The sequence below is a fragment of the Mesorhizobium sp. M0816 genome (assembly GCF_040320005.1).
Taxonomy (GTDB): Bacteria; Pseudomonadota; Alphaproteobacteria; order Rhizobiales; family Rhizobiaceae; genus Mesorhizobium.
The window spans coordinates 51,521-72,240 of record NZ_JAMYOT010000025.1; the positions used below are offsets into that span (position 1 = coordinate 51,521).

At 64.3% G+C, this 20,720-nt stretch carries 19 protein-coding genes and 1 pseudogene; 14 read left to right on the top strand and 6 right to left on the bottom strand.

Going from position 1 to position 20,720, the window contains the following annotated elements:
* Positions 1-43: 43 nt before the first annotated feature.
* Both NKI17_RS28445 and NKI17_RS28450 read left to right on the top strand, forming a co-directional pair.
* The gene (locus tag NKI17_RS28445; RefSeq protein ID WP_352457097.1) at positions 44-742 is read left to right on the top strand and encodes a type 1 glutamine amidotransferase; all 699 of its coding nucleotides are present in this window, start codon (positions 44-46) and stop codon (positions 740-742) included.
* A 296-nt stretch (positions 743-1,038) separates the two neighbouring features.
* Positions 1,039-1,170, top strand: a complete 132-nt coding sequence (locus NKI17_RS28450) for a hypothetical protein (RefSeq protein WP_280952144.1) — start codon at positions 1,039-1,041, stop codon at positions 1,168-1,170.
* A gap of 28 nt (positions 1,171-1,198) precedes the next feature.
* Here the strand turns inward: NKI17_RS28450 and NKI17_RS28455 are convergent, their stop codons facing one another.
* The 3 genes from NKI17_RS28455 to NKI17_RS28465 are packed head-to-tail and all read right to left on the bottom strand — an operon-like array spanning position 1,199 to position 4,006.
* Positions 1,199-1,969 carry a metallophosphoesterase gene (locus tag NKI17_RS28455; protein ID WP_352907109.1) on the bottom strand — a complete coding sequence of 257 codons (771 nt, stop codon included), beginning with the start codon at positions 1,967-1,969 and terminating at the stop codon, positions 1,199-1,201.
* A gap of 38 nt (positions 1,970-2,007) precedes the next feature.
* Positions 2,008-3,144 (bottom strand): alpha-hydroxy acid oxidase, encoded by a 1,137-nt coding sequence (locus NKI17_RS28460; RefSeq protein ID WP_352457559.1) that lies wholly within the window; start codon positions 3,142-3,144, stop codon positions 2,008-2,010.
* Positions 3,145-3,202: 58 nt separating this feature from the next.
* Positions 3,203-4,006: an FCD domain-containing protein gene (locus tag NKI17_RS28465; protein ID WP_352457560.1), complete on the bottom strand. Its 804-nt coding sequence runs from the start codon at positions 4,004-4,006 to the stop codon at positions 3,203-3,205.
* A gap of 315 nt (positions 4,007-4,321) precedes the next feature.
* Here NKI17_RS28465 and NKI17_RS28470 point away from each other — a divergent pair, with 315 nt between their 5' ends.
* The 6 genes and pseudogenes from NKI17_RS28470 (at position 4,322) to NKI17_RS28495 (ending at position 11,558) form a co-directional block, all read left to right on the top strand.
* Positions 4,322-5,656, top strand: coding sequence for a DUF3422 family protein (locus NKI17_RS28470; RefSeq protein WP_352457561.1), 1,335 nt, complete (start codon positions 4,322-4,324; stop codon positions 5,654-5,656).
* Positions 5,657-5,792: 136 nt separating this feature from the next.
* Entirely contained in the window at positions 5,793-7,289 is a 1,497-nt protein-coding gene (locus tag NKI17_RS28475) for an FAD-linked oxidase C-terminal domain-containing protein (RefSeq protein WP_352457562.1), read from the top strand.
* Between the two features lie 224 nt (positions 7,290-7,513).
* Complete coding sequence (locus tag NKI17_RS28480) at positions 7,514-8,770, top strand: FAD-binding protein (RefSeq protein WP_023680456.1); 1,257 nt, start codon at positions 7,514-7,516, stop codon at positions 8,768-8,770.
* A pseudogene (locus NKI17_RS28485) lies at positions 8,767-9,144 on the top strand (DUF4870 family protein); the annotation flags it as partial. The gene NKI17_RS28480 and the pseudogene NKI17_RS28485, both read left to right, overlap by 4 nt.
* A 73-nt stretch (positions 9,145-9,217) precedes the next feature.
* Positions 9,218-10,519, top strand: a complete 1,302-nt coding sequence (gene glcF / locus NKI17_RS28490; protein WP_352907099.1) for a glycolate oxidase subunit GlcF — start codon at positions 9,218-9,220, stop codon at positions 10,517-10,519.
* Between the two features lie 31 nt (positions 10,520-10,550).
* Positions 10,551-11,558 (top strand): hypothetical protein, encoded by a 1,008-nt coding sequence (locus tag NKI17_RS28495; RefSeq protein ID WP_352907100.1) that lies wholly within the window; start codon positions 10,551-10,553, stop codon positions 11,556-11,558.
* Between the two features lie 9 nt (positions 11,559-11,567).
* Here NKI17_RS28495 and NKI17_RS28500 read toward each other — a convergent pair whose 3' ends face one another.
* Positions 11,568-12,488: a bifunctional 5,10-methylenetetrahydrofolate dehydrogenase/5,10-methenyltetrahydrofolate cyclohydrolase gene (locus tag NKI17_RS28500; protein WP_352614821.1), complete on the bottom strand. Its 921-nt coding sequence runs from the start codon at positions 12,486-12,488 to the stop codon at positions 11,568-11,570.
* Positions 12,489-12,749: 261 nt separating this feature from the next.
* Positions 12,750-13,484 carry a L,D-transpeptidase gene (locus NKI17_RS28505; RefSeq protein ID WP_352472683.1) on the bottom strand — a complete coding sequence of 245 codons (735 nt, stop codon included), beginning with the start codon at positions 13,482-13,484 and terminating at the stop codon, positions 12,750-12,752.
* A 222-nt stretch (positions 13,485-13,706) separates the two neighbouring features.
* Between NKI17_RS28505 and NKI17_RS28510 the strand changes: the two genes are divergently transcribed.
* Positions 13,707-14,342: a DNA-3-methyladenine glycosylase I gene (locus tag NKI17_RS28510; protein WP_352634621.1), complete on the top strand. Its 636-nt coding sequence runs from the start codon at positions 13,707-13,709 to the stop codon at positions 14,340-14,342.
* A 4-nt stretch (positions 14,343-14,346) separates the two neighbouring features.
* On the opposite strand, the gene NKI17_RS28515 is transcribed toward NKI17_RS28510, so the two are convergent.
* A complete protein-coding gene (locus NKI17_RS28515) occupies positions 14,347-14,598 on the bottom strand; it encodes a hypothetical protein (protein WP_031213141.1) in 252 nt (83 codons plus the stop codon).
* Positions 14,599-14,946: 348 nt separating this feature from the next.
* On the opposite strand from NKI17_RS28515, the gene hisS reads away from it, so the two are divergent.
* From hisS to NKI17_RS28540, 5 genes are all read left to right on the top strand, one after another.
* On the top strand, positions 14,947-16,506 hold the full coding sequence (hisS, locus tag NKI17_RS28520; protein WP_352907101.1) for a histidine--tRNA ligase: 1,560 nt from the start codon (positions 14,947-14,949) through the stop codon (positions 16,504-16,506).
* A 168-nt stretch (positions 16,507-16,674) separates the two neighbouring features.
* Positions 16,675-17,793: an ATP phosphoribosyltransferase regulatory subunit gene (locus NKI17_RS28525; RefSeq protein ID WP_352907102.1), complete on the top strand. Its 1,119-nt coding sequence runs from the start codon at positions 16,675-16,677 to the stop codon at positions 17,791-17,793.
* A complete protein-coding gene (gene hisG, locus NKI17_RS28530) occupies positions 17,790-18,491 on the top strand; it encodes an ATP phosphoribosyltransferase (RefSeq protein ID WP_352907103.1) in 702 nt (233 codons plus the stop codon). Before NKI17_RS28525 ends, hisG begins: the two co-directional genes overlap by 4 nt.
* Before the next feature lie 166 nt (positions 18,492-18,657).
* Positions 18,658-18,867 carry a hypothetical protein gene (locus tag NKI17_RS28535; RefSeq protein ID WP_352698050.1) on the top strand — a complete coding sequence of 70 codons (210 nt, stop codon included), beginning with the start codon at positions 18,658-18,660 and terminating at the stop codon, positions 18,865-18,867.
* Positions 18,868-18,898: 31 nt separating this feature from the next.
* Positions 18,899-20,665 (top strand): AMP-binding protein, encoded by a 1,767-nt coding sequence (locus NKI17_RS28540; protein ID WP_352907104.1) that lies wholly within the window; start codon positions 18,899-18,901, stop codon positions 20,663-20,665.
* Positions 20,666-20,720: the final 55 nt, after the last annotated feature.

A 20,720-nucleotide genomic window follows, 5' to 3' on the forward strand; every position in this document is an offset into this window, starting at 1 on the left:
CATGATATCGCTCGTTGCATCAATTTCATGTCAGCAGGTTTCGATGCGGGTCTTGGTTGTCCAGAACTTCGACAATGAGGGCCTTGGCCAGATCGGCGCGGCCCTTGTCGAGGCGGGCGTCGATATCGACCTGCGCCGTCCCTACTGCGGCGACGCGCTGCCGCAAGATAGCGGCGGGCATGACGCCATGGTAGTGCTCGGCGGCGCCCAGAATGCGCTGGACGACGAGCTCTGTCCTTATTTTCCGGGCCTGCTCGACCTGACGCGCGACTTTGCCGAGAGGGATCGCGCGGTGCTTGGTATCTGCCTCGGCAGCCAGTTGGTCGCGCGCGCCTTTGGCGGCGAGAACCAGATCGGCGGCGCGTCGGAGTTCGGCTGGCACGAGGTCGCGCTCACCGCGGCGGCGCAGGCCGATCCGGTGCTCGCCGCCTTGCCTGAAAAATTCCCGATCTTCGAATGGCACGACGACACCTTTGTCTTGCCCGAGACTGCCGTTCGGCTGGCCGGCAATGCCGTCGCCGAGAACCAGGCGTTCCGCATCGGCCGCGCCGTCTACGGCTTCCAGTTCCATTTCGAGGCCGACAGTCCGATGGTGTGCGACTGGAGCACCTCCTTCGCACCGCTGATCGCCGAGCGGCATCCTGAATGGGCGGGCCGGCTCGACGATGAAATGGCCCGCAACGGACCGCAAGCCGATGCCGCCGGCCTGGCCATCGCCCGCGCCTGGGTGGCGACGATCTGACGGCCCATATAGTCAACGTATTTGGCGACGTTGCATATTTGGCACGCGGCGGCAAATCCGCCGGGGAAAACGCGTTTCATCCTTGGCCTGTGTCTGTCCGCCAGCCTAAAAGGCGCCCGCTCTGCATCTTGCGTGCAACCGCGATGAACCTTTCCTGTGACCCGCGCGACACACCGCCGATACAGAACATGCCTAGAAGCGCGAAACCGTCAGACATTTGCGACGTATTTCGCGTTTCAACGCATTGGTAACCCGCTCGTGCATAGATGCAGAAAGCTCAACAAGAGATGACGTCCGTGAAAGCAGCCTTTTTGTCCTTTGCCATGTTGTCGGCCATCGTCTTGTGCGGCCTCGGCATTTATTCCGCCGACGCAGCCAACAACCACAATGCCGTTGACGGCTACGGCGTCACCGCCGCGCTTCGCTAGACCCTCTACACATAACCTCACGCCTTACCTACGCCCGCTCACCCGTCACTGTCAGGATATGCTTGTCAGCGCCGTCCACGACAAGCGCGGTGAGGTTTCCCGACTGCCAGGCGAGGGTGTCGACATTGACGCGGTTGCCGGTGATCTCGGGCTTGGGCACCGGCGTATGACCGTGCACCACGATCTTCGGATGAAGACCGGTGTGGTCGTGGAAGACCTCGCGGATCCAGATCAGGTCCTGCCGGGTCTGGCTTTCCAGCGCAATGCCGGGCCGGATGCCGGCATGGCAGAAGAAGAAATCGCCGAACGTTACTGAAAAGGCCAGCGAGCGCAGGAACTCGACATGGTTCTGCGGCACGGCCTCGATCAGCGCGGCGTGTCCTTGCCGCAATGCCGCATCGGCGCGGCCAAACCAGGCGCTGCTCCCACCGAGCGACACGCCATAGGACAGCGCCGTCTGGATGCCGCCATAGCGCATGAACAGGCCGTCCGGGTCGGGGACATCGAGAAAATCGAGGAAGCCGAGATCATGATTTCCGGCCAGCATCAGGTGACGCGGATCGCGTCTTTGTGCGTCGATCAGGAAATCGATGACGCCCCTGGAGTCCGGGCCGCGGTCGACATAGTCGCCGAGATGGATCACGCGCCAATCGGCCGACGGCCTTTGACCGAGCTCCGCCTCGATCCGCCGGTGCATGGCGGTCAGCAAATCGAGCCGGCCGTGCACATCGCCGATCGCGTAAAGGCGCATGCCTTGCGGTCCGCGCGCCTCGTAGAAACTGATGCCGGGCTCCGTCAATGCCTGCGTCGCCTCCGTGGTCATGCCGTCACGGGACTTTAGCGCCGAAGCTGATCCTTGCCCATGTCGGTGACCAGACGCTTTCCGCACAGTGCCAGCGTTATGTCCATCTCCTTGCGGATGATTTCCAGCGCCTTGGTAACGCCTTCCTTGCCGAGCGCGCCGAGGCCGTACAGGAAAGGCCGGCCGATATAGGTGCCCTTGGCGCCAAGGCACAGTGCTTTGAGCACGTCCTGGCCGGAACGGATGCCGCCGTCCATATGCACCTCGATCGTGTCGCCGACGGCGTCGGCGATCTCTTCCAGCGCCATGATCGACGACGAGGCGCCGTCGAGCTGGCGGCCGCCATGGTTGGAAACGATGATCGCGTCGGCGCCCGTTCTGGCGGCCATCAGCGCATCTTCCTTGTCGAGTATGCCTTTCAGGATCAGCTTGCCGCCCCAGCGCTCCTTGATCCAGGCGACGTCCTTCCACGACAGATGTGGATCGAACTGCTCCTTCGTCCAGGACGACAGCGAGGCGAGGTCGCCGACGCCCTTGGCATGGCCGACGATGTTGCGGAAGCTCCGGCGCTTGGTGCCGGCCATGCCGACGCACCAGCGCGGCCTTGTCGCCATCTGCCAGAGGTGCTTCGGCGTCATTCGCGGCGGCGCCGAAAGCCCGTTGCGGATATCCTTGTGGCGCTGACCGAGGATCTGCAGGTCGAGCGTCAGCACCAGCGCCGAACATTTCGCCGCTTTTGCGCGATCGATCAAATCGAAGACGAAGTCCTTGTCGCGCAGCACATACAGCTGGAACCAGAACGGCTTCCTGGTCACCGACGCGACATCCTCGATCGAGCAGATGCTCATTGTCGACAGCGTGAACGGCACACCGAATTCTTCCGCAGCCTGCGCCGCCAGCATCTCGCCGTCCGGATGCTGCATGCCGGTCATGCCGGTCGGCGCCAGCGCCACCGGCATCATCACCTTCTCGCCGATCATGGTCGATTCCAGCGAGCGGTTGTCCATGTCGACAAGCACGCGCTGGCGGAACTTGATCTTCTGGAAATCTTCCTCGTTGGCCCGGTAGGTGCTTTCGGTCCAGGCGCCGGAATCGGCGTAGTCGAAGAACATCTTCGGCACGCGGCGGCGCGCTAGGTCCTTGAGGTCGGCGATGGTGAGAATGCTGCTCATGGATCTTTTTTTTCCGCTGGTTCTTCGCTGGTTCGTCGTTGAATTTTCTGGGCGGGGCCTACGGCTGTTTTCTTGCCGCCTCACCGTCACCGGGCTCGGAGCGTTGCCTGAGCCTCAGCCGCGACACGCGCTGCCAGTCGCCGCTGCGCTCGGCCTCGGCCATCGATCGTTCGACGTAGGAGATGTGGTCCATCGCCGCCTGCCGCGCCGCGGCTGCATCGCCGGCCTTGACCGCCGTGTAGATTGCCCGGTGCTGCGAAAGCAGCGTCTCGCGCGCGCCCGGCACGCTGAACACCAGCCGCCGGTTCTGGAACACGCCTTCCGACAGCAGCCGATAGCAGGAGCGCAGCGTGTGCAGCAGGATGATGTTGTGCGCGCATTCGCAGATCGCGTGGTGGAACTCGACGTCGATTTCCGCCTCGTCGTCGAAATTGCCGGTCCGGTGCGCCTCGTCCATACGTGCCATGATGCGGTCGAGCAGCGCCAGATCGTCCGATGTGGCACGCCGCGCCGCATATTCCGCCGCCACCGCCTCGATCTCGCGGCGGTACTCCAGATAGTCGGTCACCGCCTTGCGATGCATCGAGATCAGGTCGGTCACCGGCTTGGTGAACAGCTGGCCGATGACATCGGCGACATGGGTGCCGCCGCCTGGCCGTGTCGTCAACAGCCCGCGCCCTTCCAAGGCTTTCAAGGCATCGCGCAGGATCGGCCGCGACACCTCGAACTGGCGCGCCAGTTCGCGCTCGCCCGGCAGCCGGTCGCCGGTGCGCAGGACGCCTTCGAGGATCAGGCTCTCGATCTGCTGCACCACCTCGTCGGCGGTGCGCGAATGCTCGATCCGGGAGAAAATGTCGCTCAAACGGAATGCCTGGGGTTGAACCGATGTCGCGCACGATAAAGCCAGCGTCGCCAACTGGTCAAATTATTTATCCAATTCGCCCCGGGCGCCGGGTCGGTTTCACAGCCGCGGCTTCATATCACCTTCAGCTAAACTGGCTGTTTGCGTCCTCTGGAGATTGTCTCTAGAGCAATTCCAGGAAAAGTGTGAAACGGTTTTCCGTCCGGAATTGCGCAGAATAAAAGAGATAGAGCGGTTCGGCGTTTCCATGAAACAATGAGCCGCTCTAGAGGGACATCATTGCCAAAGGGCTCAGAGAAGCCTGGGGGACCAGCCGTGCCAGACGCCGACCCGTCCAGCCTCGAATTCCAGTTGCGCGCCAAAGCCGTGGGCGGCACCGTCATGGGCTTTCCGGCGCATGAAGGTCGGCCGGGCGCGCTCGGCGAGGTCCACGCCCGGCCGCAGCCGCTGGTCGAAAAGCCGCGCGTGCTGGTGCAGCTTTCCTTCATGACCGAAGCTGGATCCGGGATCGATCAGGCCGTGCTTTCCGAATTGTCGCGACGCCTCGGCATTGCCGCGCCCGACCCTCACGCCCGCCATCACGCGATGAAATGGGGCAAGGGCTCGCTGCGTTGGGAACGCCACACGGAATTCTCGACCTATCTCTGGGAAGGCCCGCTCGCCGAAAACGGCAGGGGGCAAGAAGACACACCCTTCGGCAACGGGTTTTCGCCGCCGGGCACGGTGATTTCCGGCATCAGGCTGGAGATCCGCAATTGGACGCCGGCGAACGAAAAACTGATCGCCGGCTTCGACCCGACCAGCCTGTGCTATTCGCTGGTCGAGCGCGGCAACGCGGCCATCGTCACCGATTTCCGTCAGGATGGCGACGGCTTGACCCGCATGCTGGTGCTCGACCGCGGCCTGACCCCGGCGCGCACCGGGGCACTGTCGCAGCGGCTGATCGACATCGAGACCTACCGCACGCTGGCCATGCTTGGGCTGCCGCTGGCCCTGACGCTGTCCGGTCGCGCCCGCCGCATCGAAGACAGGCTGGCCCAGACCACGTTGGAAATGAAGGTCGCCGAGACCCGCGACAGCCAGACGCTACTTGCCGACTTGACCGAACTGGCCGCCGAGCTGGAGGCCGATGCCGCCTCCAGCCTCTACCGCTTCGGCGCCAGCCGCGCCTATGACGGCATCGTGCGCGAACGGCTGGAGGCGCTCGACGAAGAGGCGGTGCCCGGCTACGACACCTGGGGCGGTTTTCTGCAGCGCCGCGTGGCGCCGGCGATGCGTACCTGCCGTTCGGTCGAGGAGCGTCAGGCCAACCTGTCAACGAAGCTCACCCGTGCCACCACACTGCTGCGCACCTGGGTCGACGTCGAGGTCGAGAAGCAGAACCGCGATCTTTTGGCATCGATGAACAATCGCGCCCGCCTGCAATTGCGGCTGCAGCAGACGGTGGAGGGGCTCTCGGTCGCCGCGGTTTCCTACTATGTCGTCGGCCTCATCGGCTACGTCGCCAAGGGCGCCTCGATCTTCGGCCATGCCTTCGCGCCGGAAATGGTCACCGCCGCCTCGGTGCCGCTCGCCATCGTGCTCGTCTGGTGGGGCGTGCGCCGCGTCCGCCGCATGCACTCCGAACCAGGCAAGCAGCCGGGCGAGTAGTGTGGGGCGCAGCGGCAGATTGCCGCTGCGGAAGGCTGTCTCGGCCATAGGCCTCTCATCCCGGCCAAAGCGGCATTTGCAAGCGACCACCGTCGCTGGTAAAAGATTTTTACCAGCCGATCGAAGGAGGCTGTCGATGTCCGGCCTTGCCATGCCGAAACCAGACGACGCCACGATGCGCCGGCGCGACGAGATCGTCGCCGATATGCGCATCATGGTGCCGGGCGAGGGCGTCGTCGACGCCGCCAATGCCATGCGCGCCTTCGAGAGCGACGGGCTCACCGCCTACCGGCAATTGCCGCTCGTCGTTGTACTGCCGCAAACCGTGCCCCAGGTCTCGCGGGTGCTGAAATATTGCAGCGACCGCAACATCCGCGTCGTGCCGCGCGGCTCCGGCACCTCGCTCTCCGGCGGTGCGCTGCCGCTCGAAGACGCGGTGCTGCTGGTGATGAGCCGCTTCAACCGCATCCTCGAGATCGATTTTCAGAACCGCGTCGTCGTCGCCCAGCCCGGCGTCACCAATCTCGGCATCACCACCGCCGTCGAGCAGGAGGGCTTCTATTACGCCCCCGATCCATCCTCCCAGATCGCCTGCTCGATCGGCGGCAATGTCGCGGAAAATTCGGGCGGCGTGCACTGCCTGAAATACGGTCTCACCGCCAACAATGTGCTCGGCATCGAGATGGTGCTGATGAATGGCGAGGTGGTGCGCCTCGGCGGCAGCCATCTCGACGCGGAAGGCTACGACCTGCTCGGCGTCATGACCGGCTCCGAAGGACTGCTCGGCGTCGTAACCGAGGTCACCGTACGCATCCTCAAGAAGCCGGAGACGGCGCGTGCCCTGCTGATCGGTTTCCCGACCAGCGAGCAGGCCGGCCAATGCGTTGCCGATATCATCGGCGCCGGCATCATTCCGGGCGGCATGGAGATGATGGACCGTCCGGCCATCCACGCCGCCGAGGATTTCGTCCAGGCCGGCTATCCGCTCGATGTCGAGGCGCTGCTGATCGTCGAGCTGGACGGGCCGGGTGTCGAGGTCGACCACCTGATCGGCCTGGTCGAAGCCATTGCTTTTAGGAACGGCTCGACCACATGCCGCACGTCGCAGTCGGAACAGGAGCGGCTGAGCTTCTGGGCCGGCCGCAAGGCGGCGTTCCCGGCGGTCGGCCGCATCTCGCCCGACTACTACTGCATGGACGGCACCATCCCGCGCAAGGAACTGCCGCGCGTGCTCGCCGGCATGCGCGAGCTGTCGGAGAAATACGGGCTCGGCGTCGCCAATGTCTTCCACGCCGGCGACGGCAATCTGCACCCGCTCATCCTCTATGACGCCAACGTGCCGGGCGAACTCGACAAGGCGGAGAGTTTCGGCGCTGACATATTGCGGCTCTGCGTCAAGGTCGGTGGCGTGCTGACCGGCGAGCACGGGGTCGGCGTCGAGAAGCGCGACCTGATGCCGGAAATGTTCAACCAGATCGACCTCGACCAGCAGATGCGCGTCAAGTGCGCCTTCGACCCCAACCATCTTTTGAATCCCGGCAAGGTCTTCCCGCAATTGAGGCGATGCGCCGAGCTCGGGCGGATGCACGTGCATCGCGGGCAAGTGGCGTTTCCGGACATTCCGAGGTTTTGAGTGGGTATGTTGGCGCTTGAACACCCCCCTCTGTCCTGCCGGACATCTCCCCCTCAAGGGGGGAGATTGGCAGCTTGCACGCCTCAGCCTTCTTTCAATATTGACGATTGGCGAAGCCAGACGCGACGTCCGATCTCCCCCCTTGAGGGGGAGATGTCCGGCAGGACAGAGGGGGGCGCGAAGGAACGCGACGTCTTTGCATTTGCCATTGGCGCATCCGCCTCATGACCACCTTCGTCCCCACCACCGCAGCCGAAGTCCTCTCCACCGTCGCCTGGGCCGCCGCCGAAGACTCCCCGCTCGAAATCCTCGGCCACGGCTCCAAGCGCGGTATCGGCCGGCCGCAGCAGAGTGAGCATACGCTCGACCTTTCCAGACTCTCCGGCGTCATGCTTTACGAGCCGGCCGAACTGGTGCTGTCGGCAAAAGCCGGCACGCCGCTGGCCGAAATCGAAAGCCTGCTTGCCGAAAACGGCCAGCAACTTGCCTTCGAACCGATGGATTACGGCCCGCTGCTCGGCGGTGAGCCAGCGCGAGGCACGATCGGCGGCGCACTCGCCGCGAACCTTTCCGGCCCGCGCCGGCTGAAGGCGGGTGCTGCGCGTGACCATATCCTCGGCATAGCGGCCGTTTCCGGGCGTGGCGAGGCCTTCAAGTCCGGCGGCCGCGTCGTCAAGAACGTCACCGGCTACGATCTGTCCAAGCTGATGGCCAACAGCTGGGGCACGCTGGCGGTGCTCACCGACGTCACCTTCAAGGTGCTGCCTGCTGCCGAGACCGAAGTCACGCTCGCCATCCGCGGCCTGCTCGACGATCACGCCGCCGCCGCCATGGCGCTGGCGCTGGGTTCCAGCGCCGAAGTGTCGAGTGCTGCCCATCTTCCCGAACGGGTCGCAGCTAGGGTCGCTGGCGGCAGTCTCGGCAGCGATGCCGCGACGCTGCTGCGCATCGAGGGCTTCGGCCCGTCGGTCGCTTACCGCATTGCCGCGCTGAAAGACCTGCTGAAAAACGCCGGGCCGCTGCAGGAGATTTCCGGTTCGGTCTCGTACTCGGTCTGGCGCGATGTCCGCGACTGCGCGCCGTTCGCCGATGGCAGCGAAAGGCCGGTGTGGCGCGTCTCGATGGCGCCGTCGCGGGGCCACCAGATGGTGCTGGCGCTGCGCATGCAGGCCCCGGTCGATGCCTTCTACGATTGGCAGGGCGGGCTGATCTGGCTGCGCATGCAGCAGGACGATCCCGAGGCTGGCCTGTTGCGCGGCCTGATCAGAAGACATGGCGGCGGCCATGCGACGCTGGTGCGCGCAACCCCTTCGCACCGCGCCGCCGTGCCGGTGTTCGAACCGCAAGCGCCGCAACTGGCAGCACTGTCGGCGCGGCTGAAGGCCGAATTCGACCCGAAGAATATCCTCAATCCCGGCCGTATGGCGCCGGGCGCAAGCTCTGCTACTCTCGCGCCGGCAACCGAGGGAGGAGCACAATGAGCGATCCAGGCCAAAACGGTACGTCACGCCAGACCGACCGCTGGCTGGAGCCCGGCCCGACCAACGCGCTGGTCATCTACATCCTCTATCTCGCCGGCCTAGCCATCGGCGTCAGCGGCATTGTCGGCGTCGTCCTGGCCTATATCAATCGCGGCAAGGCCGGCGGCTTCGTCGAGAGCCATTACACATTCCTGATCCGCACCTTCTGGATCGGCCTGCTCTATGCACTGATCTCGGCGCTGTTGATGGTCGTGGTCATCGGTGTCGTGCTGATGGTTGCCGTTGCCGTCTGGTTCATCGCCCGCTGCATTCTCGGCCTGCAGGCGCTGCAGCGCGGCGAGGCGGTCAAGAACCCGGAAAGCTGGTTTCTGGGGTATGAGCATGATCCCCAAAAGTGGGTACCGGTTTTGGGAAAAGATCATGCTCAAACGGTAAGGATTCGTTTACGTGCAGACCAATTTCTCAGCTGCCCAGCTCGCCGATCCGCATGTCGCGGAATCGGAGAAGATCCTGCGCAAATGTGTGCATTGCGGCTTCTGCACCGCCACCTGCCCGACCTATGTGACGCTCGGCAACGAACTGGATTCGCCGCGCGGCCGGATTTATCTGATCAAGGACATGCTGGAAAACGGACGGCCGGCCGACAAGCAGATCGTCACCCATATCGACCGCTGCCTGTCCTGCCTCGCCTGCATGACCACCTGCCCGTCGGGCGTCAACTACATGCATCTGGTCGACCACGCCCGCGTCCATATCGAGGAGACCTACAAGCGTCCGCTGGCCGATCGCCTGACACGCGCCATGCTGGCCTTCGTGCTGCCCTATCCCTCGCGTTTCCGCGCGGCGCTCAAGCTGGCGAAGCTCGGCCAGCCATTCGCCGGCCTGTTTGAGAAAATCCAGGCATTGAAGCCTTTGGGCGCGATGTTGAAGCTGGCCCCGGCGTCGGTCCCGGCAGTCTCGCCGATGGCCTCGCCGGGCGTCCATGCCGGGCAGGGCGCGAAGAAAAATGGCCGCGTCGCCATCCTCACCGGCTGCGCGCAGTCGGTGCTCGATCCCGGCATCAACGACACGACGATTTCGCTGCTGACCCGGCTTGGCGTTGAGGTCGTGGTGGCCGAGGGCGAGGGCTGCTGCGGCGCGCTGGTGCATCATATGGGGCGCGAGGACGCTGCCTTGGCGTCGGCCCGACGGAACGTCGACGCCTGGACGCGCGCCATCGAGCAGGGTGGACTCGACGCCATCGTCATCACCGCATCCGGGTGCGGCACCACCATCAAGGATTACGGCTTCATGCTGCGCCTCGATCCGGCCTATGCCGACAAGGCCGCGCGCGTGTCGGCGCTGGCCAGGGACATCACCGAATATCTGGCAAGCCTCGACCTGCCCGAGCCGGTCCGCAAGCCGGGCACCATCGTCGCCTATCACTCAGCCTGCTCGATGCAGCACGGCCAGAAGATCACCCGCCAGCCGAAGGAGCTTCTGGTCCGTGCCGGCTTCGTCGTGCGCGAGCCGCGCGAAGGGCATCTGTGCTGCGGTTCGGCCGGCACCTACAACATCCTGCAGCCCGGGATTTCGGCAACGCTACGCGACCGCAAGGTCAGGAATATCGAGGCGACCGGTGCCGAAATCGTCGCCACCGGCAATATCGGCTGCATCACCCAGATCGCTTCTGCCGCCAAGCTGCCGGTGGTGCATACGATAAAGCTGCTCGACTGGGCCTATGGCGGCGAGCCGCCAAAATTGGTTTGATTGCTGCGCACCCGCCGATGAGACTGCCGAGATGCCCAACCCAAAGTCCGAAGAGATTGGAACCGTCGTTCGGCTGCTGTCGGACAGATCGCCGGCGACGTTCCAGGCCAGCTATGGCGAATGCCAGACAATCATCGCTCGTCATCTCAAGGATGGGTCCGAATTCCTGTTTGCGCTCATAAAGGCAGCGGTAGAAGCCGACGTCCAGCAAGACAATCTGATTATCGACGCCGTTTCGTTTCTCGACGACGCGCATTTGGCTCGTCTGGCATTTTTCCTGCAAGAGGAAGTGAAACGCGGAATAGACATGGAGGATCTGCTGGCTCACGTCGCCTTGCAGGCGCCGGAATTGTTTCCAGACGGTACCTTGGGCGACATTCCCGATTTCGCAGACTGGCTGACGCATGATGATCCTCGTTCGCCGCCGGCATGTCATCATTTTAGCTTTGAGGAAGGCGCTCCGAGCGACATGTCTTTTCCGACGCATCGGAATCATCCTACCTGGCATCTGCCGGCGACTGGCAGGCCACTTACGGTCGGCGGCGAAGGATCGGCAGTGTGCCCGACCTGTCGAGAGCGACTGATACATCTGATTACGCTGGACGATCTTGGGAGTGAGCTGACGATGCCTCTTCCCAGACTCCGTATCGAGACCTGTGCGAATTCTCTCGAATCGACTTATTATTCCCACGACGCTGCCGGTGTGCCGACGCCGATCGCGCCTCTGCATTCGCCCTACATTGAGAGGCCTGCAAAAGCCGCCGAGAAAAGAACTGTTCGGTTGGCACCGACCCCTAAACGGTGGCTCAGGCAGTCGTACGGGATAAGCAATTCAAGGCAAAACCTGTTTCGGCTTGGTGGGCTGCCGTCATGGATTCAGGGACCGCAGTTTCCAGTCGTTCCCGGAACGGACCGGGAAATGAAATTTCTTCTTCAGTTCGATTCACTCGCCGGTTTCTTCTGGGGCAGCGGCGGCGTGCTCTACGTCTTCTGGGATGACGAGTCCCGGATCACCTGCCATGTGCCGCAATACACGTGACGAAAGCGCCTACTCCGCCGCCAGCCGGTCTGCCGTGCCGTAGGTGGCCTGGTAGCGGGCGCGCTGGCGGCTGAGCGCTACCATCGTGTTGCGCAGCAGGATCGCCACCGTGATCGGGCCGACCCCGCCCGGCACCGGCGTGATCCAGGAGGCGACTTCCTTGACGCTTTCGGTGTCGACGTCGCCAACGATGCGGCTTTCGCCGTCCGGCCCGATCTCCGAATTGATGCCGATGTCGATCACGGCAGCGCCGGGCTTCACCATGTCGGCCTTGATCAGCCGCGGCCGGCCCACGGCGACGAACAGCGCGTCGGCGCGGCGTGCGTGTGCCGCCACCGAACGCGTCATGTGGTGACAGACGGTCACCGTCGCGCCTTCGCTCATCAAAAGGAAGGCGATCGGCTTGCCGACGATCTCGGAATGGCCGACGACCACCACCTCGAGCCCCTTGAGGTCGAGGCCGGTTTCCCTGAGCAGTTCGACCGAAGCGGCGGCGGTGCAGGGCGCCAGGTCGAGCTGGTTGTAGACGATGTTGCCGATCGAGGCCGGATGCATGCCCTCGACATCCTTGAGCGGATGCACTGCCGCCTGCAGCGTCTTGATCGGAATGTGCACCGGCACCGGCCGCTGGATGATGATGCCGGTGACGCGCGGGTCGGCGTTAAGCCCGTGGATTGCCGCTTCCAGCTCGCCGGCGGTGATGTCGGCGCGAAAGCGCCTTTCCTCGAAGCCGATGCCGGCCAACCCGGCCTTGGCGCGCTGGTTGCGGACATAGACGTCGACCGCGGCGGTATCGCCGACGGTGATCGACACCAACTTGGGCGGAAAGCCTTCGGCGGTGGCGATCGCCGCGTCCTCGCGCACGCCGGCGATGATGCGTTGGGCAACCGGGCCGCCCCTGAGATAGCGGCTGTCATCGGAAAGGGACATCGGGATGGGGCCTTTATCTGGATTTTAGCCGCCACATAGCAAAGCAACCGCGAAAAGGCAGCGCGAAAAGCGAACCGCCATGCCGGTCGCGCGACGTGCCGGCGAAATCTTCCCGTCAATTCCTGCTGGCGGAAACAAAAAGGGCAGCACGGCTTGCCGCGCTGCCCTTTCGTGACTGGCCGCATCCCCACACGGCCCGTCCCCCGTTATTCAATGCTCCCGAGGCTTCTGAGCAGAATCATCGGTGAGGTCAACCGCAGATTACATCACTACAACCGTCGTGCCAACATTGACCCGCTCGTAAAGGTCGACCACGTCCTCGTTGCGCATGCGGATGCAGCCCGACGACACCGCGCCGCCGATCGTCCAGGGCTGATTGGTGCCGTGGATACGGTACTCGGTCGAGCCGAGATAGAGCGCGCGTGCGCCGAGCGGGTTTTCCATGCCGCCGGCGAGATAGGTCGGCAGATAACGGCCCTTGGCGGCTTCGCGGGCGATCATCACCGCCGGCGGCCGCCAATCCGGCCAGACGCGCTTGTTGGTGATCTTGTGGGTGCCGGACCATTCGAAGCCCGGCTTGCCGGTGCCGACGCCATAACGCCGCGCCTTACCGTTCTTCCCGACCAGATAGAGGAAATTCTCTCGCGTATCGATGACGATCGTGCCCGGCTTCTGCGGGCCGTCATAGGCGACTTCCTGCGGCAGATAGATCGGGTCGATCTGCGGCCGCATCACCATGCGCTTGGCCGGCGCCTGCACCGCTGCGGTGCGCAGCTGATCGGGTTCGGCCAGCCGCCGGTAGCGCCGTTGCGGCTGCGCCTCTTGCCGGCTCTGCCGCACGATGCCCGGCGCATGGCCGAGCTGCAGCACCCAGGGCGCCGAAAGATCTGGGCTGACCACCACCGGCGGCCTCTCGGCATAGCGGTCGTTGGCATTGGCGGCGCCGGCCGCAAGCACGGCCGCGGCGCCGAACAGTGGGAACAAGAATGTCTTCATCGCAACGCACCTTGATCGTCGAACATGCCGGGGTGCAAAGCCTCCCCGATTTCGCCGACATTGGGCGCGAAGCGGCAACCGAAACATGAATCGGAATGCGTAAAATGCCGATCTGTCAGTAAAGCTTTTGGTGTGGTTACCGCCCGGTTCAGGAATCTGGTAAAGCCGCGGTAAAGGCCGCGTCAAAACGCGTTAACGCCAAGACACGAACGGAATTCCGCCATGGATGAAAAGACAGGTCTGCTTGCCGGTCCCGACGGCATCGCCCGCTGCTTCTGGCACGGCAACCTGCCGGATTATCTGCACTACCACGACCACGAATGGGGCCGGCCGGTCGCCGACGACCGCCGCCTGTTCGAGAAGATCTGCCTCGAAGGTTTTCAGTCGGGCCTGTCCTGGCTGACCATATTGCGCAAGCGCGACAATTTCCGCGAGGCGTTTGCCGGCTTCGATGTCGACAAGATCGCCGCCTTCACCGACGCCGATGTCGAGCGCCTGCTCGGCAATGCCGGCATCATCCGTCACCGCGGCAAGATCGTTTCGACCATCAACAACGCCAAGCGCGCCCGCGAACTCATCGACGAGGCCGGCTCGCTGGCCGCCTGGTTCTGGAAGTTCGAACCCGGCCCCGACGAGCGGCCCGAGATCGTCGACCTCGCGCATTTGCGCGCCAATCCGACGACGGCCGTCTCGGTCCGCATTTCGAAAGAGCTGAAGAAGCGCGGCTGGAGCTTTGTCGGCCCGACCACCGTCTACGCCTTCATGCAGGCGATGGGGCTGGTCAACGACCATCTCGAGGGCTGCGTCTGCCGCGAGCCGGTCGAGGCGGAACGGAAAGCGTTCAAGCGGCCGAAATAGCGGCTCAGGCGCCGCCGGCGCCGGCGAGGAAAAACCCGGCAAGGATGGCCGCCAGCGCGGCGAACACCGGATAGATCACCAGCAGGCCGGTCATCAGCACGTCGCGCATCGTCGGTCCGCTGCGCTGTTGCGCCGCGATCTCGAACGGTCCGGCGATTTGCTTCGTCTTCGGCGCATAACCATCGGCCGGCCGCAGCCGGACCGAGGCGTCGCGTGCGCCGCTATCGATGATGTCGAACTTCTGTAGCGTGGCCATGGCCCCGAGCCCGGCGCGCTTATCGGCCCGGATTGTGTCGGCACGATGCCGCGCGCATGGCGCAATTGTTTCAGCTTCTTTTTCGCCTTTCCTTCTCCCCTTGTGGGAGAAGGTGGATCGGCGCGCAGCGCCGAGCCGGATGAGGGGTGTTGGACGGAGTGCCGTCATAGCCAAGCTGGAACACCCCTCATCCGACCGAGCTTCGCTCGGCCACCTTCTCCCACAAGGGGAGAAGGAGAGGCGCAAACCCTTGCCGCTCCCGGCTGCATCGGTTAGGACACCCGCGCCGTGGAAATCGGTCATTTAACCGATCCCCGGAAGCGCCACGAAACACCGAGTACCCATCCCATGGCCGACAAATCCGAAAAGATGAAAGCGCGGCTGCCGCGCGGCTTTGTCGACCGCGGCGCCGACGATCTGCGCGCCGTCGAGAAGATGATGGCGAGGATACGCTCGGTCTTTGAGCTTTACGGTTTCGAGCCGGTCGACCAGCCGCTGATCGAATACACCGATGCGCTCGGCAAATTCCTGCCCGACCAGGACCGGCCGAACGAGGGCGTGTTCTCGTTCCAGGACGATGACGACCAGTGGCTGTCGCTGCGCTACGACCTGACCGCGCCGATGGCGCGCTTTGTCGCCGAGAATTTCGAGCGCCTGCCAAAACCCTATCGCAGCTATCGCTCCGGCTGGGTGTTCCGCAACGAGAAGCCGGGCCCCGGCCGCTTCCGCCAGTTCATGCAGTTCGACGCCGACACGGTAGGCACGCCGGGTGTCGCGGCCGATGCCGAGATGGCGATGATGATGGCCGACGTGATGGAGGCGCTCGGCATCAAGCGCGGCGACTACGTCATCCGCGTCAACAATCGCAAGGTGCTCGACGGCGTGCTGGAGGCGATCGGCCTCGGCGGCGACGAGAACGCTGGCCGCCGGCTGCAGGTGCTGCGGGCGATCGACAAGCTGGACAAGCTGGGCGTCGAGGGGGTTCGTCTGCTTTTGGGCGCCGGGCGCAAGGACGAGAGCGGTGATTTTACCAAGGGTGCCGGGCTGGGTAACGCTCAAATCGATGTTGTGATCAGCTATTTCACGGTCATGGCGCAGCATGATCCCGAACAAATTGTCCAGACACTGGGATCTATCACCCCAGGGCTCAGCAATCTTGTCGAGGAAAGGAAACTCGAACATCTCGGCATAACGAATGCCTCGTTTGTTGAGGGTCTTGCAGAGTTGGAGCAGATAAGAACCATGGTCGCACAAAGCGGCTACGGTGAGGATCGCATTCGCATCGATCCCTCCGTCGTGCGTGGCCTCGAATATTACACCGGCCCGGTCTACGAGGCCGAGCTGCTGGCCGAGATCCCCAACGAGGACGGCCAGATCGTGCGCTTCGGCTCGGTTGGCGGCGGCGGACGTTATGACGGTCTCGTCTCGCGCTTTCGTGGCGAGCCGGTGCCGGCGACCGGTTTTTCGATCGGCGTCTCGCGACTGATGACGGCGCTGAAGAACCTCGGCAAGCTCGATACTTCCGATGTCATCGCGCCGGTCGTCGTGCTGACCATGGACAAGGATGCGGAAAGCCTCGGCCGCTACCAGAAGATGGTGGCCGAGCTGCGCGCCGCCGGCATCCGCTCGGAAATGTATCTCGGCGGCGCAGGCATGAAGGCGCAGCTGAAATATGCCGACCGTCGCGGCAGCCCGGTCGCTGTCATCCAGGGCGGCGACGAGCGCGCCAAGGGCGAGGTGCAGATCAAGGACCTGATCGAAGGCGCGAAAATGTCGGCCGAGATCGCCGACAACGCCGAATGGCGCGCCGCACGACCGGCGCAGGTGACCGTGGCGGAGAGTGAGCTGGTTGCCGAAGTGAAGAAGATACTGACGGCGCAGGCCGAGGAGCGGGCGCGTGGCAAGTAGGGCGCCGCTTCCTTCTCCCCTTGTGGGAGAAGGTGGCCGAGCGAAGCTCGGTCGGATGAGGGGTGTTCCAGGGAACGACGCCTCATTTCTTCCGGCACCCCTCATCCGTCTTGGCGCGTCGCGCCAATCCACCTTCTCCCGCAAGGGGAGAAGGGGAGGTGGCGTTTTATGACCTCCCGCCCCGCCATCGCATCCGACATCACCAAGCTCTTCGCCGCGCGCAACACCCATGCGGTCGAGGTCGCTGTGCTGCAGCCGGCCGATCCGTTCCTCGACATGGCCGGCGAGGATTTGCGGCGCCGTATCTTTCTCACCGAGAGCGAGACCGGGCAGACGCTTTGCCTGCGGCCGGAATTCACCATTCCGGTCTGCCTCGACCACATTGCCAGCCAGGCCGGCACGCCGCGCCGCTATTCCTATCTCGGCGAGGTGTTTCGCCAGCGCCGGGAGGGCGGCAACGAATTTTTCCAGGCCGGCATCGAGGATCTCGGCGACCGCGACACGGCCGCGGCCGACGCCCGCTCGCTGGCCGATGCGCATGCGCTGCTGTCGCTGGTGCTGCCCGGCCGGGAGCTGGCGGTGACGCTCGGCGACCAGACCATTTTCGAGGCGGTGCTGGCCGCGCTTGGCCTGCCGCGCGGCTGGCGCATGCGGCTGGCCCGCGCCTTCGGCTCGGCGCCGATGCTGGAAGCAGCCCTTGCCGACCTCGCCAATCCGCCGCGCAACAGCCAGCTCGCTGGCGCGGTCGCCGCCCTTGTCCTTGATGGCGATCTCGACGGTCTTTCGGCGCATGTCGCCGGCGGCATGGAAGAGGCTGGCCTGTCGGCAACGGCCGGGCGTTCGCCGTCCGAGATTGCGCGGCGCCTGATCGAGAAAGCCGAACTGCGCAGCGTACGGCTGTCGAACGAGGCATTCGCGGCACTAAAGAGTTTCCTGGCCATCGACGTGCCGCTCGACAGCGCCGCCGGAGCGCTCGAACGTTTTGCAGCCGATGCCGGGCTTTCACTGGGGGCTGCGCTGGAGAATTTTGCGGCCCGCGCCGCGGCCATCGAAGCCCTCGGCCTGCCGATGTCTGAAATCAGCTACGACGCCGCCTTCGGCCGGCCGCTCGACTACTACACCGGCCTCGTCTTCGAGATCGCGGCGCAGGATGGCGACCGGCCGCTCGCCGGTGGTGGCCGCTACGACCGGCTGCTGACGCTGCTCGGCGCCAAAACGCCGATCCCCGGCGTCGGTTTTTCCGTCTGGCTCGACCGCATCGAGGTGCTGCGGGAGACGGCGCCATGATCACGCTGGCGCTGCCGTCGAAGGGCCGGCTCAAGGAGCAGGCGCTGGAGGTGCTGGCCAAGGCCGGGCTTGCCGTCAGCCTGCCCGGCGACGAGCGCAAATATCGCGCCCGCATCGACGGCCTTGACGGCGTCGAGATAGCGTTCCTGTCGGCCTCGGAGATATCAGGCGAAATCGGCCAGGGCTCGGTCGATCTCGGCATCACCGGCGAGGACCTTTTGCGCGAAAACCTCGCCGATTGCGAGGCGCGCGCCGAAATCATCGCCCGCCTCGGTTTCGGCAATGCCGATGTCGTCGTCGCCGTGCCCGACATCTGGCTCGATGTCGACACCATGGCCGACCTCGACGACGTCGCCGCCGATTTCCGCCAGCGCCACGGCCGCCGGCTCAGGATCGCCACCAAATACTGGCGCCTGACCCAGCAGTTCTTTTCGCAAAAGCACGGCATCCAGGTCTACCGCATCGTCGAAAGCCTCGGCGCCACCGAAGGCGCGCCGGCAGCCGGATTGGCCGATATCGTCGTCGACATCACCACGTCAGGCGCGACGCTGCGCGCCAACCATCTCAAGGTGCTGGCCGATGGGCTCATCCTGCGCTCGCAGGCCTGTCTCGTCGCGTCGAGGAAGCAGCGCGCTGTGGCCGACGAGGCGACTTTGCGCGATATTGCGGCCAGGATGGCATCGGTGAATTCAGGCTGACGTCGCCAATCTCCCCCCTTGAGGGGGAGATGTCGCCGAAGGCGACAGAGGGGGTCGGTACGTCTTGACGCGACTCTCCTAACGGACAGAACAGGCAGGTGCTCCACGCGAGACGACCCCCTCTGGCCTGCCGGCCATCTCCCCCTCAAGGAGGGAGATTGGCAGCTTGGCCGCTGGCACCAACCTGAAGCGATTTTCTTGGCGTACAGCAATTTTGTTCTTGCTTTGTGCCGGCAGCTATGCTACTAATTTCGCTATGGTGCCAATTGGCCCCGAAGACCCGCCCGCCGAGGCGGGTTTTTTATTTTCGGCCCTTACAGGCGAGTTCCCACCCAGCCCTGCCATCGGCGGGATTTCCACCACCCCGCTGGGCTGATAGGCTCGTTCTGTCTGCGGAGGACACGGCGATGCCGATCAATCTCGACGAGTTGAAGAATGCCAGCAATTTGCGCTCCAGGCGCGATGGCGGTTCGTTCATTGCGCCGGTCGACGGCACGGCGCATGTCTCGGGGGAGCGCAGCGTGCCGCTGCTCAACCTGACGATCCCGGCGCTGTTTGCCGATACGGTCGGCAAATACGGCACGCTCGATGCCGCCGTCTTCGTCGAGCAGGACAAGCGCTTTACCTGGGAGGAACTGTCGGAGACGGTCGATGCGCTGGCCGCCGGCTTCCTGGCGCTCGGCCTCGAGAAAGGCGATCGCGTCGGCATCTGGTCGCCGAACCGCTGGGAATGGCTGGTGACGCAATTCGCCACCGCCCGCATCGGCCTGATCCTGGTCAATATCAACCCGGCCTATCGGCTGGTCGAGCTGGAATATGCCTTGAACAAGGTCGGTTGCAAGGCGCTGGTCACCGCCGCCACATTCAAGAGTTCCGACTATCTCGGCATGATCGAGACGCTGGCGCCGGAGATCGCCAAGGCCACCCCCGGCAAGCTCGACGCCAACAAGCTGCCGGCACTGAAGACAGTCATCCGCATGGACGAGGAGAATTCGCCGGGCATGTTCAATTTCGCCGACGTGCTGGCGATGGCCGGGCGCGACGAGCATGACCGGCTCGACCGCATCTCCGACGGGCTGAAACCCGACGATGCCATCAACATCCAGTTCACCAGCGGCACGACCGGCGCGCCCAAGGGCGCGACGCTGACCCACAACAACATCGTCAACAACGGCAATTTCGTCACCTCGGCGATCCGGCTCACCGTCGACGACCTGCTGTGCATCCCGGTGCCGCTCTATCATTGCTTCGGCATGTCGATGGGCACGATGGGCTGCGTCACCAAGGGCGCGACCATGGTTTTCCCGAGCGAGGGGTTCGATGCGGGCGCCACCCTAAAGGCGGTGGCAACGGAACGCTGCACCGCGCTTTACGGCGTGCCGACCATGTTCGTCGGCCTGCTCGACCATCCGGATTTCGCCTCCTTCGATCTCACCAGCCTGCGCACCGGCATCATGGCCGGCTCGCCATGCCCGATCGAGGTGATGAAGAAGGTGGTGTCGCTGATGCATATGGCTGAGGTGACCATCGCCTACGGAATGACCGAGACCAGCCCGGTCTCGTTCCAGAGCAGCGTCGACGATCCCCTGGAAAAGCGCGTCTCCACCGTCGGCCGCGTCCATCCGCATGTCGAGGTCAAGGCCATCGACGCCGAAGGCGCCACCGTCGCGGTCGGCGCGCCGGGCGAGCTCTGCACGCGCGGCTATTCCGTGATGAAGGGCTATTGGGACGACGAGCAGAAGACCCGCGAGGCCATCGACGCCGACGGCTGGATGCACACCGGCGACCTCGCCACCATCGATGCCGAGGGCTATTGCAACATCGTCGGCCGGGTCAAGGACATGGTCATCCGCGGCGGCGAGAACGTCTATCCGCGCGAGGTCGAGGAGTTCCTCTATCGCCACCCCAAGGTCAAGGAGGTGCAGGTGTTCGGCATTCCCGACCCGAAATACGGCGAGGAGCTGTGCGCCTGGATCGTGCTCAAGCCCGGCCAGATCACCACGGAGCAGGAGATCAAGGCTTTCTGCGCTGGCCAGATCGCCCATTTCAAGATCCCGCGCTACATCCGCTTCCGCACCGAATTGCCGATGACGGTGACCGGCAAGCCGCAGAAATTCCTGATGCGCCAGGCGATGATCGACGAGCTGGGATTGGTGACGCAGAAGACGGCGTGAAAAGGCTTCCGTTTGTATCTACGCGTGACGGAGGCGTTGTTTGGGCAACATATTT

What these genes read in the sequence shown, in the direction of transcription:
- NKI17_RS28525 (WP_352907102.1), top strand. Translation starts at nt 16,675, where the DNA reads ATGACCTCCCGCCCCGCCATCGCATCCGACATCACCAAGCTCTTCGCC.
- NKI17_RS28505 (WP_352472683.1), bottom strand. Translation starts at nt 13,484, where the DNA reads ATGAAGACATTCTTGTTCCCACTGTTCGGCGCCGCGGCCGTGCTTGCG.
- NKI17_RS28515 (WP_031213141.1), bottom strand. Translation starts at nt 14,598, where the DNA reads ATGGCCACGCTACAGAAGTTCGACATCATCGATAGCGGCGCACGCGAC.
- hisG (WP_352907103.1), top strand. Translation starts at nt 17,790, where the DNA reads ATGATCACGCTGGCGCTGCCGTCGAAGGGCCGGCTCAAGGAGCAGGCG.
- NKI17_RS28460 (WP_352457559.1), bottom strand. Translation starts at nt 3,144, where the DNA reads ATGAGCAGCATTCTCACCATCGCCGACCTCAAGGACCTAGCGCGCCGC.
- NKI17_RS28540 (WP_352907104.1), top strand. Translation starts at nt 18,899, where the DNA reads ATGCCGATCAATCTCGACGAGTTGAAGAATGCCAGCAATTTGCGCTCC.
- NKI17_RS28480 (WP_023680456.1), top strand. Translation starts at nt 7,514, where the DNA reads ATGACCACCTTCGTCCCCACCACCGCAGCCGAAGTCCTCTCCACCGTC.
- NKI17_RS28500 (WP_352614821.1), bottom strand. Translation starts at nt 12,488, where the DNA reads ATGTCCCTTTCCGATGACAGCCGCTATCTCAGGGGCGGCCCGGTTGCC.
- hisS (WP_352907101.1), top strand. Translation starts at nt 14,947, where the DNA reads ATGGCCGACAAATCCGAAAAGATGAAAGCGCGGCTGCCGCGCGGCTTT.
- NKI17_RS28510 (WP_352634621.1), top strand. Translation starts at nt 13,707, where the DNA reads ATGGATGAAAAGACAGGTCTGCTTGCCGGTCCCGACGGCATCGCCCGC.
- NKI17_RS28495 (WP_352907100.1), top strand. Translation starts at nt 10,551, where the DNA reads ATGCCCAACCCAAAGTCCGAAGAGATTGGAACCGTCGTTCGGCTGCTG.
- NKI17_RS28475 (WP_352457562.1), top strand. Translation starts at nt 5,793, where the DNA reads ATGTCCGGCCTTGCCATGCCGAAACCAGACGACGCCACGATGCGCCGG.
- NKI17_RS28445 (WP_352457097.1), top strand. Translation starts at nt 44, where the DNA reads ATGCGGGTCTTGGTTGTCCAGAACTTCGACAATGAGGGCCTTGGCCAG.